Genomic DNA, 16,133 nt, shown 5'->3' with positions numbered 1-16,133 from the left:
GCGGAGGAGCTTGCGACGACGCGGGGAGGGTACGTCCGGAGTCATTGATTTCAGCTGGTGTTTGAAGACACCCTCCCCAAAGGCTCGTGCCTCGCCTTTCACCCTCCCTCCGGGAGAGCGAAGGTCGCTCTCGGGTGTTTGCGCTGGCGTTGAGACCATGACTCTCCGGGTCGGGCACGGCGGAGCTGATTGATTTCGGTGGGTTGTTGATGACACTCCCACAGAAAAGCTTGGCGGGTCGGCCGGGCGGTTTTCGGGCTTGGATTGAACCAATTTTCCAATCCAAGGAGCCGAACCATGATTCCACGTGTCTCTTTCCGTCCCCAAGTGCAAACACTGGAACATCGGCGGTGCCTGGCTGGAACGCTTGCAAGCGAGGCACCGATTCTGCCTTCCCCCGACCCCGTGCCGGGACAGGTTGCTCGCTTGGATGCGATGAAGCCTGATGTGGGGACGTCGCCGTCGACCAGTGGAGCAAACTTCTGTTTGGCGGATGGAAGTGTGCATTTTGTTCGGAAAGCGTTGCTAGCGGACAGCAACGCCAATGCGGGCGGCGGGCCCCACGTGATCGTTTTCCGCTCAATGGACGGTCCCGACGCGGATGGTGCGGAAGTCGAACTGAGCTCGGTTTCGACGGAAGCTGTCGATACGGTTTTTGCCTACGACCCCGCCTTCCGCGGCGGCGTTCATGTGGCCGCCGGCGATGTGAATGGTGATGGCGTCGCCGACATCATCACCGGTGCGGGTAGCGGAGGCGGGCCGCACGTGAAAATTTTTGACGGGACGCACCCCTAGTCCCCCGGTCAGCCTCGGCCGGCAACCACCGAGGACTTGGGACGCGTGACGACGCGGACGATCGGTTTGATCAGGACCATGCGCATGAACAATCCCAGCATGCGGCTTCGCCAACCGGGAATCACCACGGTGTTGCCTTTGGACAATCCCTGCAGCGAGCAGAACGCGACGTGATCCGGGGTCGTCCAAAGTGCATCCGGGACGCGCCGTCGGTGAAAGTTCTGCATCGCATCGGCGGCGTGGAAATCGGTCCGGACGAAACCCGGGCACAGCGCTTGGACACGGATGTTGGTGCCCCGCAGTTCCTCGCGAAGTGCTTCGGAGAAGACGACCAGGTAAGCCTTGGTTGAACAGTACATCACTGACTGGGCGCAGGGTGCGAAGGCGGCCAGCGAGGCGACATTGACAATGCTGCCGCGGTTGTTGGAACGCATTTGCGGCAGAACGGCGTGCACCAGTCGCGTCGGCGTCTCAACGTGAATGGCAATCATGTCGGCGTGGCGGTCGACGTCGACATCCAGGAACTCCACCAGTGATCCGAATCCGGCATTGTTGACCAACACTTCCACGTCGGATCGCTGTTGCAATCGGTCTGCCAATCGTTCGACGCCAGCTCGGTCGGTCAGGTCGGCGACATGGCACTCGATCCGCGATGACGCGGTTGCGTCATTGTCCGTCAGCAACCGCTGTCGCATCCGGTCAAGTTTTTCAGGGCAAACGTCCACCATCAGCAGTCGATAACCTTGACGGAAGAAATGTTCGGCAAAGCTGGCACCGATTCCGTTTCCGGCCCCGGTGACGACGGCCAGTGGTGCGAGGGACGTGGCGGACGCTTGCGATTCGGCCATTCGACGGTCCAACATGATCTGATCACCTCATTCCAAGACTGCGAAGCACGACGTGGTCGCGAAGTCGGTCCGGCAACCGTCTCAACACGTGGGCAACGCCCCAAGTCTTCGCGCCGACGCGATAACGGGTCTTGGGACGCCGCGAGGTCAAAGCGTGATTGACGGCGCGGACGACCCGATGGACCGGAATGGCGCTCGCGGCAAAACGTTCCGTTGCCTGTCGCATGCTCACGATGTCATTGCGGTAGACATCCTGGACCTCTTGCGGAATCCGGTCGCCGATCGATTCCAGCACTTCGTCTCGCAGCGTGTCGGCCATCCGTTGCGACTTTTCCCAAATCGGAGTGTCGATGTCGGCGGGTTCGATCACAGCAACATCAATGCCAAATCCTCGCAGCTCCAATCGCAGCGAATCGCTGATCGCTTCCAACGCGTGCTTGGATGCCGCATACGGACCGACGTAGGGACCGGCGGTCAAACCACTCAGCGAACTGATATTCACCACGCGACCACGGGCGGATCGCAATAGCGGAAGCATGGACTGGGTGACGGTCAGAACGCCAAACACGTTGACTTCGAATTGTCGGCGGAGCTGTTCCAGTGGCAGGTATTCCAACACGCAAGCGACGCTGATGCCGGCGTTGTTGACCACGCCGCAAAGGCCCGCCGGTCCGACCGAATCCCCGATGAAGTCCGCCGCTTGGCGAACCGATTCCGCGTCGGTGACGTCCAGAATCACCGGTTTCAGGTTCGGAGAGGCTTCGGCACGCAGCGCATCCGCATCGCTTGGACGTCGCACGCCGGCAAATACTGAAAAGCCAGCTCGATCGAGATCCAAAGCACAGGCACGCCCGATTCCACTGGACGATCCGGTGATCAACACCGGTCGCATAGGGGGACTTGCCCGCAAAGACGGATTTCGGTCCATGGAAGACTCGGGGATGCGTCGCACGTGAAGATTCTGGAATACTGGCCCCCGGGTGGCCAGCGGTGTGGGGATGCCAACAGTGTAGTCGGGCGGCCTCGATTTTCTTGCCGCCTGAATCCAGGCGGTTTGTCCGGATCACGCCCCGTTCCCGTCGCGTGGAAATCCTTCAGCGTACCCACGCTCGCCAGAGCGTGGAGATCCTTGAGCGTAGCCACGCTGGCCAGAGCGTGGAAATCTGGCGATGACTCGCGACCCCGCGAAGTGAGCGTGAAGATTTGGCCATGGTCCTACCGGACGAATGCACCCCGATTGACCGACCGTCGCCGAATCAACGAACGATGTCGTCCTGGTCGCAACGGTCGATCGCATGCGCAATTGCGATCAAAAAGAAATCGGTCGCCGCCAGAAACGCCTCGCTGGTCACCCCGCCTTCGATGGGGACGTGGTAATCGAAAACGACGCCCTCGCGAGAATTGACGTGCGCCCTCACGGCGGCGATTTCGTTGTTGACGCGGTTAGCAAATTCCAGCTTCTGATTGCGGCTGATCTCCTCTTTGATCCCGACAAAGGTCAGCAGCAAGACTCGATTCGCTTGCTCGGAAAGCATCACGTAAGCAGAAACCCCACGCGTGATGACCAGATCGCCGTCGGCGTCGATTTTCGTTTCCAACCCGGACCGGTCGTACAATGCCTGCAAGGTCTCCAGAGTGATATCTTTGGGCAACAAGACTTCAGGAAATTGCATAACGATCTGGACTGCGGGGAGGAAATCGCCCAACGCGAGCAACTTCATCCTACGAGTCACAACAGAATTCACAAGGCCGGAGTCGAGGCTCGCGCGGCCCGTCGGAGACGCGTGTCCGATGCGTTCAATGCGGCGGCCGCGGCCATCGGTCAACGGTTTCGACCGGTGCAGACCGGTCGATTGGCGTTTCGGCGGCCGGCCCGCTGGGCAGCGGTGAATACAGATCTGGTACAGTCGGTTGCAATCGGATGGTTCCACAACCGTTTCATTGATGACCCCACCCACGACCGACCATGAACATCAGAACTCGCACTTTCGCCGTCCTCCTGCTCGGCTGCATTTTGTCCAGCGGTGGGATGCCGCCCGCCAATGCGGAGGTCTCTCGGCCGAACATTGTGGTCATCCTGGTGGACGACATGGGCTATGGCGATCCGGGATGTTTTAATTCGCAGTCAAAGATTCCCACGCCCCACATCGATTCGTTGGCCCAACACGGGATGCGTTTTACCGACGCACATGCTCCGGGCCCGCTTTGCCACATGTCGCGTTACGGACTGATGACCGGACGGTACCCGTTTCGAACGGACGTCCGTGTTTGGCCGCGACAGCCGCTGATTGAGCCTGGTCAAATGACGATTGCGTCGCTGGCAAAATCAAACGGTTACCGCACCGCAATGGTCGGCAAGTGGCATCTGGGGTTCGCCGAGGACGGCTATGACAAGCCGCTACCGGGCGGCCCGGTCGATTGCGGCTTTGATCAGTTCTTTGGGATCCGCGCATCGACCGACATCCCGCCGTACTTCTACATCCGTAATGACCGGGCCGTTCAGGCTCCCACGGAAACGATTGCAGCGAATCACAGCGAAGGCTGGTCGCCCATTCAGGGTGCGTTCTGGCGTGCCGGCGGTATCGCCCCCGATCTGTCGTTGAAAGAAGTTTTGCCCCGCTTCACCCAGGAAGCGGTCGACGTGATTCAACGACACGCTTCCGACGTCGGCTCCGAGTCAAACCCGTTGATGTTGTACCTGGCCTACCCGGCACCCCACACACCCTGGTTGCCCGATGAGCAGTATGTCGGTCAAAGCGGTGCGGGCCTGTACGGTGACTTCATGATGATGGTGGATGCCCAAATCGGACGCGTCCTAGAAACGCTTCGTGAGTCGAACATGGAAGACGACACCCTGGTGATCTTCACGTCGGACAACGGGCCGTGCTGGTACGACCGGGACGTCGAACGCTTTGGCCACGATTCCGCCGGCGGACTGCGGGGGATGAAGGCGGACGCTTGGGAAGCCGGGCACCGCATGCCGTTCATCGTCCGTTGGCCGAAACGCGTCCAGCCCGCCACGCAAAGTGACCACCTGGTCTGCTTCACTGATCTGTTGGCGACGCTGGCGGATCTGTTCGAAATCGAACTGCCGGACGACGCCGCGCCGGACAGTTTTAGCTTCCTTTCGGAACTGACAGGCGTCGATGCGCCGCGGGCTGCCGTACGAAGCCAGTTCGTGATGCGCGCCGGCAGTGTTGCTTCGATGATGACGATCCGCAGCGGTGATTGGAAGCTAATTACCGGTTTGGGGTCCGGCGGCTTCTCGAAGCCGAAACGAATCCCCGCGGGACCAGACGATCCGGCGGGCCAATTGTACAACCTGGCTGAAGACCGTTCCGAATCCAACAACCTGTACGAAGATCGGCCGGAAATTGTGGCCCGACTGAAGGCCGACATGGAAACGATCGTCGATCAAGGTCGGAGTCGGCCGCGGACGGCTTCGTTAGGCAAGTGACCTGTCCCAATCCGACGGCTTTGACGCACAACACAACCGGATGCCTATCGATTCGATGATCGAGCCCCACTTCGCTGAATGGTCGTCTGAACGGACATTGCCACGAGACACTACAATCGTCGGTTCTTGCTGCGTCCAACGTGTTGGCTTTGGGGGCCAACGCTGCTGTCCGGGAAAAATGCTCGGCACGTCCGTTGACTAGGAAACCCCCGCTGTTTCTCGTCCCGACGCTCCACGAAAAATATCTTCACGATGATTGCGGTCTTGAAATGAAATCGATTTTTTTTGTGCTCGCACTGGTGGCTTGCGCGACGTCCGTCGGTGCCGCCGAGCCGCCCCGCCCCAACATCCTGTACTTGTACGTCGACGACATGGGATGGGGATCGATCGGTCCCAACGGCCAGGCGCAGCGGCAAGCAGCCGGTCAGCCTTACGTGCGGACGCCCAACTTGAATCGGCTGGCCGCCGAAGGACTGAATTTCACCCGCGGGTACGGTTGCCACGTGTGCTCGCCGGCCAGGTCGTCTCAGCAGTCGGGGTTCCACCAGGGACACACGTTTGCCGACCGCAACGATCCGGACAACGCCAAAAAGGCAATGCGGGCCGACGATGTCTTGATCGGCGACGCCCTGTCGGCGGCCGGCTACGTCACCGGCTACTGGGGCAAGTGGGGATACGGGGGATCGAAAGATCGTGTGGGGCCGGTCATTCAGAACGTGCAAACGCTTCCGACCAGCCATGGATACCAACACGTCCTGGCGGAGTTGCACCACGTTCGCGCCCACACCTTCTTTCAGCCGACACTCTGGAAGGCACCCGCGTCACTGGGATCGACCGGCGGTGTCGAACTGGTTCCCAATTCGATGACCCGCTATCAAGGCGACGGCGATTATCCCGACACGCCGGCCATGCAGAACCACGGTGAGTACCCGGAGACCGCTTACTGCGACGACTCGTACGCGTTCGCCGCGCTAGACTTCATCCGTTCACAGGGAACCCAGTACAACGAAACGGGCCGACCCTTTTTTGGCTTGCTGGCGGTGCAAATCCCACACGCACCCTTTGGGCAGATTTCCACGTTGCCGAAATGGGACCAAGCCTATGACGACGACCCCTGGTTCGACTCGTTGGACGACCAAACACGACAGTGGGCGGCGATGGTGACACGCATCGATGCCCACTTTGGAAACCTGTTCGATGCGTTGCAGGATCCTAACAATGACGGTGACCCATCCGACTCCATCGCCAACAATACTTTGATCGTCTTTCAGTCCGACAACGGGGGTCCCCGGGGAAGAAACAACGCCCAATTGGACGCCAACGGCGGGTTGCGCGGAACCAAGGGGATGATTCAGGAAGGTGGCATCCGCGTCCCGCTGGTGATGCGATGGCCGGCGATGATCCGAGAGGACTCGCGTTTGCAGGCCGGGACCAATTGCCAACGCGTGGTCGACGTCACTGATTTGCTGCCCACGTTTTGCGAACTGGCCGGGGCCGAGATCCCGCTGGGCATTGATGGTATGTCGATCGCGCCCTTCTTGCAGGGCAGCGATCAACAAAGAGAACGCGAATTTATCATCCATGAAGCCGGCAACGGGCAGTCCATCATCCGGGACCGCTACAAATTGATCCGTGTGGACGGGCGACGCGGTGGTCCTCCCAACCTGACTTTGTATGACTTGCGGGAAGATCCGTCGGAATCGAATGACATCGCCGGCGATCATCCGACCATGGTGGAAGCGTTGCATGAGTTGCTGTTGGGAGAGCGTGTCACCGAACCGCGTGGCTTTGCCAATACCTACCACCAGTGGACCGGACCCGATGGTGCCAGCGCCGCGGATGCGGCGAATTGGTCGGAGTATCGCTACGCCAACGCCGGTGTGACCTATCAAGTCGACGATGGAGCGCCGCAATTGTCATGGACGGCGCGGATGGAGAATTCGGGCCCGGTTTCCAGCGTGGCGAAAGCGGATTCCGATCTGCAGTTTCTGGCACTGGAGATTCGCGGCGACCAGCACGGCGGGGGCGCCCAGTTTCTGGTTCTCCAACCAGGCATCAACTTGACCGGACGCAACGAGATTCGCATCGGCAAGCAAGGAGTGCTTTCAATCGATGGCGGAACCGTCTCCACGTTGCGTTGGATCGAAAACCTTCCCGGGGGAACCCTTCGGGGACACGGAACGATCCAGGGAACGGTTTTCAATCACGGTCGTGTCCAAATCGACGGTGGTGACCCTTCACCACTGCACGTGCACGGCGACTACCGGCAAACCGATGAAGCTGAATTGACGATCACTCTGCCCCCGGACGAGCAGGCATTGCTGAACGTTGATGGACGGGCGGCATTGGCGGGGACGTTGACGGTGCGCGTCGGTCCCGGTTTTCGGCCCGCGCCGGACGAAACCTGGACGATTGTGAAGGCAGATCGTGTCACCGGCCGGTTTGACAATTCCCGCGACCGCGTCGTCAGCACCGATGGGCATCGGTTCCGGATTCAGTATTCGGAATCCGAAGTGACATTGAAAGTGGATTGATTGCCAAGCGATGACATGAATGCAAGTTCATGGCCCGTTCATTCGATGGCCCGTGCGTTCGGGCCGCCCAAGCGTTTTTATGGTTCGGGATGCCCAACGACAAGAATCCCTACCGGCCGCCTGATCGAATCCGCACGACGGTGGAGCGACCGGTGCGCCGATCTCGATCCATGTTCGTCTTGTTCCTTCTGGTGCTGGTCACGTTTTCCGTTTCGGTGATCTTGGACCTGTTGTGGCGTGTTTATTTTCCACCGGTCATGTAGGTTCGGTTGACGCCAGCGAGTGAACTGAAATCGGCGAGACTCGCGGATTCAATTTGCAGCCGATGTGCGGCGACGGGCCGTCCGCTCAGGACAGCCATCGATAAAGACTGGTGATGATCAGCTTCAGCCCGGTCGCGACCATGACAGTGATCAGGAACGCAAAGATCAGCCGGTTGCCCTTCTTGATGGCCAGCTTTGCTCCGACGACACCGCCGGCAACATTGCCGACCGCCATGACCAGTCCCGGGATCCAATGGATCAAACCGTAAAACGCGAACAGGACAGTTGCGGCCAACGTCACGGCGAAGGCAATCCAGTTCTTGACCGCGTTGGAAGCGACCAGGTCCCCGCCCTGCAGCAGGCTCATCGCCAACAGGATCAAAATGCCCATGCCCGCTTGAATGAATCCGACATAAAGTCCGATGGCGAAGAACACTCCGGTGATGTGTTTCCGAGGGGCCTGTTTGGCGATGCTGGATTGGGCGATCCGTTTGGGGTTTGCGATCAAGACCGCGGCCATGCAAAGAAAGATTGCGCCAAACACGGGTTCAAAGATTCCGGACGGCAAATACACGGCCAGGGTGGTGCCAAACGGGACGCCCAATAACGTGGGGATGGTTAGCCGGTTTGCCAGGCCACGATCCAGATGGCCGTGGCGGTGAAAAGTCGAAACCGCAGCGCCGCTGGAGAACAGGACCGCCACGCGATTCGTCGCGTTGGCCGATTTGGGGTCCAGGCCGAACAGCATCAGCGTCGGCAGGGTTAAGAACGATCCGCCGCCCGCGATCGTGTTGACGACTCCCGCGATAAAGCCCGCCACGACCAGCAGCAGGTACCAAGCCAATTGACCAAAATCCATGGGAGCGGGGCGATCCTTTGACGGTTTCCGGTCGATGCGACTCGTCGAAACGGACGATCGAGAATCGCTGGGAAGCGGATGTTGGAGACGGGAATGGTTAGAATTGGCGAGTCTAACCGGATCGTGACACGTGAAAACCCGCATCGTCAATTCGCCATGAAGCCTTTCAAATTGTTTTTGCTGCTGCTCGGTCTTTCGATTCCCGGCCTGACGACGCCCGCCCGTGCAGAAGTTGGCAATCCCCAAATCCGGACCGACCACCCGTGGTATCCCGGTGAATTGGCCATTTCCACTTTTGAGCGGTTGTTTGAAACGCAGGCGGCATGCTATCGGCGCGTCACGGGCCGTAGCGTTCAGACCGACCAGGACAAGGCGCTGGCCGCCTGGTTGTGGCGAAACACCCACTATTGGCACGGAGAAGCGGGGCGGCGTGATCTGTGGGGGGAAGGTTTTCGCGAGGGCAGCGACACACGGCTGCGGGAGTATTGGAATGGTCTGTTCGCCTACGGTTTCGGACTTTGCGGTACCACGCATTCCCAATGGACCGCGGAGTTTGAACACTTGCTCGGCCATGCCCGGGGACGTGGTGTGGGGGCGGCGGGTCACAACGCGTTTGAAGTGTTTCTGGCGGGGGACGATTACGGCGAGGGACGCTGGGCTTTGCTGGACCATGATCTGTCCACGGTTGTTTTTGATCCAACCGGCCGAAGGCTGTTGGGACTGGGCGAAATGCAGGACAACGTCGATCGCTGGATCGACCGAAGCTTCCATCCGGAAAAACAGCAGGGGTGGCTGGTTTGTGGACTGCATCCCGATGACGGGGTTTCCTACCGGCAATACTCGGTCGCGGAATACCTTGCCGGCTATGACGGTCCACCGCCGATGGTCCATCTGCGCCGTGGCGAACGAATGCGGCGTTATTTCTCACCCGGGTTGCAAGACGGCAAGACGTTTGTGTTTTGGGGAAGGAATGCCAACACCGATTCGATCCCCGGACCCGAACGATCACGAACTTGGGTCAACCAACCGGATCAGATGTACGGTTCGGTCTCCGGCACGGATCATCGCAACGGCCAGGCACGCTACGCGAACGTCCAATACGTTTATCAACCTGATTTCGCCTCCGGGGACTACCGTGAAGCTTTGGTCCGCGAGAGCGGTGACGAAGTCGTTTTCGGATTTCAAACACCCTACGTCATCGCAGCGACTCCCCCCAATGCTTCTCCCTGGGGAATTTATGACGACGGATGTCGCAACGGTCTGGTCATTCGCGGTCACCTGGACAGTCCCGTCGCGGTCTCCGTTGATGCCGGGAACCGTTGGTCACCGGCGCAGATGGTCGGTGATCAGTTGGACCTGACGGATTGGGTCAAGGGTCACTCGCAATACTGGCTCCGCATCGGGACCGGCGCCGATGATTTGGAGGGGGCGCAATTGCAGATCGAAACTGTCTGCCAGGCCAACGTGGCAGTACTTCCCCGCTTGAAGGACGGGGGGACGGAGGTAACCTACGAAGCGAACTCCACCGCCGTGGTCTCGTTCGGACCGGAAGCCGATTTGGCTCAAGCGTTTCTTAGTGATGGTGGTTTTGGACAGTCAACCGTGACACTCTCAGTGGCTGCCGATCGGCCGGTTGTCGGAGTCTACGCTGCGGCTCATGTCGCCTCTGGGAATCCTCCCTCACCCGAGGTGCGGTACCAGATCGAATGCAGTGTAGATGACGGTCGCCATTGGACTCCGATCGTTTCCGATTGGAAGATTCCCCGTCGCGGGGACGAGCCCGGCGACTTCTGGTCGCAAAGTTTTTGTTATGGGACGCTAGACATCGAGGCGTCGCCAAATCAGCCGGTGCGAATCCGGTTTAAAAACGACGGAGGCAAACGCTACCTCCGCGCCGAAGCGCATCTGGTCGTCCAGACCGGGACGCCGGATCCGATGGAGGTGACCTACGATTGGATTGACAGCGGTGGTGAACATCAGCAATCGCATGTCTTTCGCGATCCTGTGTCCGGGCCGCAAGCTGCATGGCACTTGCCGACGGCCAGGGACGTTCGGACCCGCTGGGTTCAGTTCCAGCCGGTGAGCTCCAGCCGGTGAGCCCATTGCGTGGTCGGTGATGTGAAATGTTTCGTGGCACATGGACGAGTTTTCAGCAGGGACAATATGGCGCGCCTGGCGGCCGGTAAAGTTGCAAGAATTCATTGAATCCTCAGCGGATCCTTCCGCTTCATTCCGCGTGTCCAACTAACATCGAATGAAATGGTCATCGATTGGCGGGCGGCGTGATGACAGGTTCCTTGCCGCCATCGCCTGTTGTTACTGAGGTGTCGGCATGCTCGAACATTCCCTGGATACCGAACATGGCGTCCTGCATCTTTCGCCGCAGGGGCGATTGACCGCGGACGATTTTAAATCGGTCGCGGAACAGATTGATCCGTTCATTGAAGAGAACGGGTGCTTGAACGGCTTGATGATTTCCGCCGATCGATTTCCCGGATGGAGTGACTTTTCCACGATGGTCGAGCACTTTCGGTTTGTGCGAGATCATCATCGCAAGATACGTCGCGTCGCCATCGTCTCGGACGATGACGTGTTGTCGGCCTTGCCGCACATCGCCTCTCACTTTATCGCGGCGGAGGTGGAGCATTTTGGGACGGCACAGCGATCCGAAGCCGCCAACTGGTTGAACGCTGTCACCGCGGGATGAGAAACTTCCGCCCGCTCTCAGTCCCGAAGGCACGAACGCATCCTGTCGATGACTAGTTGCTGGCGACTCTTAGTCCCGAAGGGACGGTAGCTCCCTGCCGGCGGGCTGGCCCGCCGGTTGCTTGCTGACTCCCCAAATCCGAGTCCCGAAGGGACGACAGACAGTTGACAACCTGATTGCCAGACGGCCACCACTGGCGCAAGAACGTGTCCAGCAACGCCTAGCTGCTCCTCAATCGGCTGCGAAAATCGCCGACGGAAATCAGCGAACGGCGGTGGTCACAGTGGCTGACGAAGAGTTGGTCATCGCGAACGAAGTAGATCGCATCTTGCTCAAAGGCCTGTCCGATGTCGCAGGCGGTTTCAAATTCCACCGCGACTGCCCAGCCCGGTTCGGCGTGGGACGTTGTCGGTGAAAACCCGGTCAGACGCCGAACCCACGTTTCCCGCTCTCGGAGTTTCTGTTCCAACGCCGCATCGGCGCGCTCGTTCTTGTCCGCCGGCCAACTCTGGCCCGTCGTCGCATGGGCGGTGATGATGGCGAACGACGACGGCACGTCGCACCAATCAGAATCACTAGCGAACAACGTCTCGAAGTAAACTGGATTCATCGGATTCGGGAGGAAAACTCGAGCAGCGCGACGGCTCAGATGTCGGCAATCGCTTCGACCGGGAGTTCTCAATGAACGTGACTTTCCGGCTGAGTGAAGTCAACGGAAAGTGAATGATTGATGCGCCATTTGATTGAACGTCATCATTCGATGGGTTACAACCGCTGTGTTGCGCCCCTCGAGGGCATTTCAACGGTTTTCGGAGAGGGGCATGGGGCATCATCCACCGATTTCGCGCGCGACAAGCCGTCGCGAGAGTCACGCGACAAGCCGTCGCGAAAGTAAAACGCGTAAACCGTTGTCGCCAGTGGTTGCAGACTCGGGATCAGCCCGGTCGATGGCACCGCGTCTTTTCTTCGTTCGCATTCGCGATCCCTTCTCTTTCTTCCCCACCTGTTTGAACTCAACCGGAGATTCCCGATGGCCAGCCGCGACGAAAACCCTTCGCTAGAGCAAGCATTGACGTTCGACGACGTCCGCATGCTCGTCAAGTCGATGATCGATCCGGGCGTCGAATCCGCAGCGGCATCGGGCCCCCGCTCCTACGCCTTGTTGAATTCCAATTCGTTTGTTGACCAACCCATCGAATCAATGGATCCGCACTTGCAGAAGCTGGTGGCGCAGTATCGAACGGGGACGATTCGCCGCGCAACGGTGTCGACGTCCAGCAATGAGGTGTCGGTGATTGCTCGCGTCAGCGACGTCGAGAAGTGGGAAGAATTGAGCGAAGTTCGAGTCGGCGCGACGATCAACCAAGACGACGGGGCGGATGCCGTGGTCACGGGCCGACTGCCGATCAGCCGGCTCGGCTACGTGCGGACACTGCCCTTTGTGAAGAGTCTGAAAGCGGCTCGGCCGTTGTTTGCGAATCTGAGCGCGACGACGGATGAACTGAATAGCCGTCCGCATGAGTTGCCCGGAGATCTGCAATCGGCGGGAACGGGTCGGGGAACCGTGGTTGGGGTCGTTGACTACGGATGCGACTTTGCCCATCAGAACTTTCGCAGCGCCGACGGCTCCACGCGGTTGCTGGCGATTTGGGACCAGTCCGGCCCCGACAGTAATGACAGCCCGTTCGGCTATGGCCGCGTCCATGATTCGGAGCAGATCAACGCGGCGTTGCAGAGCTCCGACCCTTACACCACGCTCGGCTATGGACCCACACGTGATTTGTTTCTCGCTTCGCCGGGGACCCATGGCACGCACGTGATGGACATTGCCGCCGGCAACGGCAACGGAACCGGTGTCCCAGGCGTCGCCCCGGAGGCCGACCTGGTGTTCGTCGATGTCTCGCACAGTGATCTCGCATTCAGCGGCGGTCAGGTCGTGGGGCAGTCCTTTGGAGATTCGACGCGTCTGTTGGAAGCACTCAAATTCATTTTTGATCTTGCCGGCGATCGACCCTGCGTGATCAACGTCAGCTTGGGAACCAATGGAGGACCTCACGACGGCACCACGCTGGTGGAGGACGGTATTGACCGGCTGGTCAGCCAGAAGCCGAACCGCGCCGTCACGATTGCGGCGTCCAACAGCTATGCCGACGGGATTCACGCGGCCGGAACGGTACGGGCCGACAGCAGCGTGACCCTTACCTGGCAGGTGGCCACCAGCGACTCCTCGCATAACGAGCTGGAAATCTGGTATTCCGGATCGGATCGGTTCGAGGCGGAGATCATCGCGCCCGATGGCACGCTGTTGGGCCGGATCACGCCAGGCGGCCAACCGCTTTCCCTGGCGGTCAGCAACCGGATGGTCGTGTTTGCCTCCAACCGTTTGGATGATCCCAACAACCACGACAACATGATTGGCGTGTTTTTGGAGAAGTCGTTTCCCGGTTGGGACCCGGCGGGTGATTGGCAGATCCGCTTGCTGGGAACGCAGATCAGCGAGGGTGCCTTTCACGCTTGGGTCGAACGCGACAACGTGTCACCATCGCGATTTGCCCCGCCACACGATTCTTCCCACACGATCGGCTCGATCTCCTGCGGGCAGAAGTCCATCGTGGTGGGGTCCTACGATGCCCACAAGAGTTCTCGCCCCCTGTCATTCTTTTCCAGCGCCGGTCCGACTCGCGACGGCCGTCAGAAGCCGGAGCTGGCGGCGCCGGGACACTCCGTTCTGGCGGCCCATTCGCGTTCCGGGGATCGCGCGGTGCGAAAGTCCGGCACGTCCATGGCTGCCCCGGCCGTCGCCGGCGTCTGTTCGTTGGTGTTTTCCGAAGCCGCCGAGAGAAACCTGGACCTGTCGATCGATCAGCTGCGGACCATCCTGGAAGACGCGTGTCGCCGAAACCCGCCGTTCGGAACCTCCTGGGACGATCGGTATGGACACGGCCGTTTGTCAGCCCGGCGGGCAATCGAAGCGGTTGTGGAGATCGATGGTGCGAATGGCCCGGCCACGTCGCGGTCAAAGAAGAAATCTGGAAAGTCCGCCTCGACGTCGCGTAAAACGAGTCAAAACAAGAAGTCCGCGAAAGGGAAATCTCGCCGCCGGACGTCCAAAGCAACCGGACGATGATGCGGGAGAATTTCGGTCGGTCGCTTTTTGCCTGGCACCACCTCGATGAGGCGCTAGAATACTTATGATTCGGTTTGCGCGGTCGACCGACTCGCTGGGCCGTGCCGGTTTGAGTTCGTGGGATTTGCCGCTCTGCCACGATCGGGCGACGGTGGCTACGTCAGTTTCGTGAATGACAAGCATGCCGATTCAATTCGATTTGGCGTACGGAGCGGCACGGATTCGGACAGCGGCCAGGAAAACCTTCACTCTCGGAACCGCGTGGCGGTGCACTCGTATGGATTTCTCCAAGCTTTCCCCCGCAGCCTCTGATCAGCGTCGGCCAGATCCGGAAGATCACGTCGAAGCGATCATCGTGGTCAAAGTGGCGGACTATGTGCCGAAAGGAATTTCGGTGCGAAGCCAAATTGATCGGACCATGTTCACGACCAAAGCGACCCAGGCCCAAATCGATGCCTTGCAGCGGGACGACAAAGTGAAGTCGGTGCAGACGTCGGAACGTCTCCGCGTGATCGCCGAGCAGTCAAAGCAAGCACCGTCCGGAGCGACGGACGATTCCACGGGCGACAGATCATCGGATTGCGATGCCCCGTCCTGTGACTCGACCGACAGCGGCCCCGCGGAACGGGATTGACGGCGATGAACAGCGAGTCAACGGATGCGAGCCTTGACTCGGCGGATCGCTACCGCGACGCTGATCGCATTGACAATTGCTACCGCTGGCGACGACTGCCAAGGAACAATCGCACGAAGTAAAAGGCTTGGATGATCGCGCCCAATGCCGCCACGACGTACGTCATTGCGGCCCAGAACAATGCTTTGCGGGCACCGCGGTACTCATCGCCCGCCATTCCGGATTCGTCCAACCAGTTCAACGCCCGCCTGCTGGCATTGAATTCCACCGGCAGCGTTACCAGGCTGAACAACGCCGGGATGCCAAATCCGGCTAGACACAACAACGCCGTGCCTTGGTTTCCCGCCAGTTGCGAAATCCCGGCGCCGCCGAAGGCCAGCAACGGGATTGCCACGTTGCTCAATCGCATCAACGGCACCATGCCGGAACGCAGTGCCAACATCGGATACTTTGTCGCGTGCTGAACCGCGTGGCCGCATTCGTGGGTTGCGACCGCGACGGCCGCGACGTTGCGTTCGTTGAAAACGACCTGGCTCAGGTTCACCGTCTTCTTGGTGGGGTCGTAGTGATCGGTCAGTTGACCTTCGGTGGAGGTGACCCGGACGTCGCGGATGCCATAGTTTGCCAGCATCATTTCTGCCGCCTCACGTCCCGATACCGGCATCGGGTCGCGAGAAAACTGCACGAAGTGCTTTCGCATCTGCGTCGAGACGAATTGGCTGATCATTGGGATTCCAATCAGCAACAGCAGAAACAGGGGATCCCCCATGTCAGACTTCCCAAGGAGGTGGTTGTCAAGCGAACCAATCAATTGCCGTTGCTCGGCGAATGATGATGCATGACGAACGACGGGTGCACCGCAGATCAAGACACAGGACAAATATAGCGGACCACTCTGTCGCGACGAAG

At 59.7% G+C, this 16,133-nt stretch carries 14 protein-coding genes; 8 read left to right on the top strand and 6 right to left on the bottom strand.

Going from position 1 to position 16,133, the window contains the following annotated elements; all coding sequences use genetic code 11:
- Window positions 1–297: 297 nt before the first annotated feature.
- Window positions 298–795 (top strand): FG-GAP repeat protein, encoded by a 498-nt coding sequence (locus FYK55_RS25875; protein ID WP_150079532.1) that lies wholly within the window; start codon window positions 298–300, stop codon window positions 793–795.
- Window positions 796–803: 8 nt separating this feature from the next.
- Here FYK55_RS25875 and FYK55_RS25870 read toward each other — a convergent pair whose 3' ends face one another.
- The 3 genes from FYK55_RS25870 to FYK55_RS25860 form a co-directional block, all read right to left on the bottom strand.
- Window positions 804–1,658 (bottom strand): SDR family NAD(P)-dependent oxidoreductase, encoded by an 855-nt coding sequence (locus tag FYK55_RS25870; protein ID WP_150079531.1) that lies wholly within the window; start codon window positions 1,656–1,658, stop codon window positions 804–806.
- Between the two features lie 7 nt (window positions 1,659–1,665).
- Window positions 1,666–2,535, bottom strand: coding sequence for an SDR family NAD(P)-dependent oxidoreductase (locus FYK55_RS25865; protein ID WP_150079540.1), 870 nt, complete (start codon window positions 2,533–2,535; stop codon window positions 1,666–1,668).
- 364 nt (window positions 2,536–2,899) lie between these two features.
- Entirely contained in the window at window positions 2,900–3,316 is a 417-nt protein-coding gene (locus FYK55_RS25860; protein WP_161604754.1) for a YbjN domain-containing protein, read from the bottom strand.
- Between the two features lie 293 nt (window positions 3,317–3,609).
- On the opposite strand from FYK55_RS25860, the gene FYK55_RS25855 reads away from it, so the two are divergent.
- The 3 genes from FYK55_RS25855 to FYK55_RS25845 all read left to right on the top strand — a co-directional run bounded on the left by FYK55_RS25855 (window position 3,610) and on the right by FYK55_RS25845 (window position 7,897).
- Complete coding sequence (locus FYK55_RS25855) at window positions 3,610–5,100, top strand: sulfatase family protein (protein ID WP_235908985.1); 1,491 nt, start codon at window positions 3,610–3,612, stop codon at window positions 5,098–5,100.
- A gap of 269 nt (window positions 5,101–5,369) precedes the next feature.
- Window positions 5,370–7,634, top strand: coding sequence for a sulfatase-like hydrolase/transferase (locus tag FYK55_RS25850; RefSeq protein WP_150079529.1), 2,265 nt, complete (start codon window positions 5,370–5,372; stop codon window positions 7,632–7,634).
- Window positions 7,635–7,663: 29 nt separating this feature from the next.
- Complete coding sequence (locus FYK55_RS25845; protein ID WP_150079528.1) at window positions 7,664–7,897, top strand: hypothetical protein; 234 nt, start codon at window positions 7,664–7,666, stop codon at window positions 7,895–7,897.
- A gap of 85 nt (window positions 7,898–7,982) precedes the next feature.
- On the opposite strand, the gene FYK55_RS25840 is transcribed toward FYK55_RS25845, so the two are convergent.
- Window positions 7,983–8,756 (bottom strand): sulfite exporter TauE/SafE family protein, encoded by a 774-nt coding sequence (locus FYK55_RS25840; protein WP_150079527.1) that lies wholly within the window; start codon window positions 8,754–8,756, stop codon window positions 7,983–7,985.
- Window positions 8,757–8,912: 156 nt separating this feature from the next.
- Between FYK55_RS25840 and FYK55_RS25835 the strand changes: the two genes are divergently transcribed.
- Window positions 8,913–10,853: a hypothetical protein gene (locus FYK55_RS25835; protein WP_150079526.1), complete on the top strand. Its 1,941-nt coding sequence runs from the start codon at window positions 8,913–8,915 to the stop codon at window positions 10,851–10,853.
- A 235-nt stretch (window positions 10,854–11,088) separates the two neighbouring features.
- Window positions 11,089–11,463, top strand: a complete 375-nt coding sequence (locus FYK55_RS25830; protein WP_150079525.1) for a SpoIIAA family protein — start codon at window positions 11,089–11,091, stop codon at window positions 11,461–11,463.
- Between the two features lie 220 nt (window positions 11,464–11,683).
- Here the strand turns inward: FYK55_RS25830 and FYK55_RS25825 are convergent, their stop codons facing one another.
- A complete protein-coding gene (locus FYK55_RS25825) occupies window positions 11,684–12,073 on the bottom strand; it encodes a DUF3293 domain-containing protein (protein ID WP_150079524.1) in 390 nt (129 codons plus the stop codon).
- Window positions 12,074–12,493: 420 nt separating this feature from the next.
- Here FYK55_RS25825 and FYK55_RS25820 point away from each other — a divergent pair, with 420 nt between their 5' ends.
- Both FYK55_RS25820 and FYK55_RS25815 read left to right on the top strand, forming a co-directional pair.
- On the top strand, window positions 12,494–14,590 hold the full coding sequence (locus FYK55_RS25820; RefSeq protein ID WP_201743812.1) for a S8 family peptidase: 2,097 nt from the start codon (window positions 12,494–12,496) through the stop codon (window positions 14,588–14,590).
- Between the two features lie 181 nt (window positions 14,591–14,771).
- Window positions 14,772–15,224 (top strand): hypothetical protein, encoded by a 453-nt coding sequence (locus tag FYK55_RS25815; protein ID WP_150079523.1) that lies wholly within the window; start codon window positions 14,772–14,774, stop codon window positions 15,222–15,224.
- Window positions 15,225–15,303: 79 nt separating this feature from the next.
- Here the strand turns inward: FYK55_RS25815 and FYK55_RS25810 are convergent, their stop codons facing one another.
- A complete protein-coding gene (locus FYK55_RS25810; RefSeq protein WP_150079522.1) occupies window positions 15,304–15,993 on the bottom strand; it encodes a zinc metallopeptidase in 690 nt (229 codons plus the stop codon).
- Window positions 15,994–16,133 lie beyond the last annotated feature (140 nt).

The organism is Roseiconus nitratireducens (assembly GCF_008629675.1).
Classification (GTDB): Bacteria; Planctomycetota; Planctomycetia; order Pirellulales; family Pirellulaceae; genus Stieleria; species Stieleria nitratireducens.
The sequence above is the reverse complement of the archived record's forward strand: the minus strand, read 5'-3'. Positions and strand labels throughout refer to the sequence as shown.

Excerpts from the sequence above, each read along its gene's own strand:
- FYK55_RS25875 (WP_150079532.1), top strand. The coding sequence starts at position 298 with ATGATTCCACGTGTCTCTTTCCGTCCCCAAGTGCAAACACTGGAACAT.
- FYK55_RS25870 (WP_150079531.1), bottom strand. The coding sequence starts at position 1,658 with ATGTTGGACCGTCGAATGGCCGAATCGCAAGCGTCCGCCACGTCCCTC.
- FYK55_RS25865 (WP_150079540.1), bottom strand. The coding sequence starts at position 2,535 with ATGCGACCGGTGTTGATCACCGGATCGTCCAGTGGAATCGGGCGTGCC.
- FYK55_RS25860 (WP_161604754.1), bottom strand. The coding sequence starts at position 3,316 with ATGCAATTTCCTGAAGTCTTGTTGCCCAAAGATATCACTCTGGAGACC.
- FYK55_RS25855 (WP_235908985.1), top strand. The coding sequence starts at position 3,610 with ATGAACATCAGAACTCGCACTTTCGCCGTCCTCCTGCTCGGCTGCATT.
- FYK55_RS25850 (WP_150079529.1), top strand. The coding sequence starts at position 5,370 with ATGAAATCGATTTTTTTTGTGCTCGCACTGGTGGCTTGCGCGACGTCC.
- FYK55_RS25845 (WP_150079528.1), top strand. The coding sequence starts at position 7,664 with ATGGCCCGTTCATTCGATGGCCCGTGCGTTCGGGCCGCCCAAGCGTTT.
- FYK55_RS25840 (WP_150079527.1), bottom strand. The coding sequence starts at position 8,756 with ATGGATTTTGGTCAATTGGCTTGGTACCTGCTGCTGGTCGTGGCGGGC.
- FYK55_RS25835 (WP_150079526.1), top strand. The coding sequence starts at position 8,913 with ATGAAGCCTTTCAAATTGTTTTTGCTGCTGCTCGGTCTTTCGATTCCC.
- FYK55_RS25830 (WP_150079525.1), top strand. The coding sequence starts at position 11,089 with ATGCTCGAACATTCCCTGGATACCGAACATGGCGTCCTGCATCTTTCG.
- FYK55_RS25825 (WP_150079524.1), bottom strand. The coding sequence starts at position 12,073 with ATGAATCCAGTTTACTTCGAGACGTTGTTCGCTAGTGATTCTGATTGG.
- FYK55_RS25820 (WP_201743812.1), top strand. The coding sequence starts at position 12,494 with ATGGCCAGCCGCGACGAAAACCCTTCGCTAGAGCAAGCATTGACGTTC.
- FYK55_RS25815 (WP_150079523.1), top strand. The coding sequence starts at position 14,772 with ATGCCGATTCAATTCGATTTGGCGTACGGAGCGGCACGGATTCGGACA.
- FYK55_RS25810 (WP_150079522.1), bottom strand. The coding sequence starts at position 15,993 with ATGGGGGATCCCCTGTTTCTGCTGTTGCTGATTGGAATCCCAATGATC.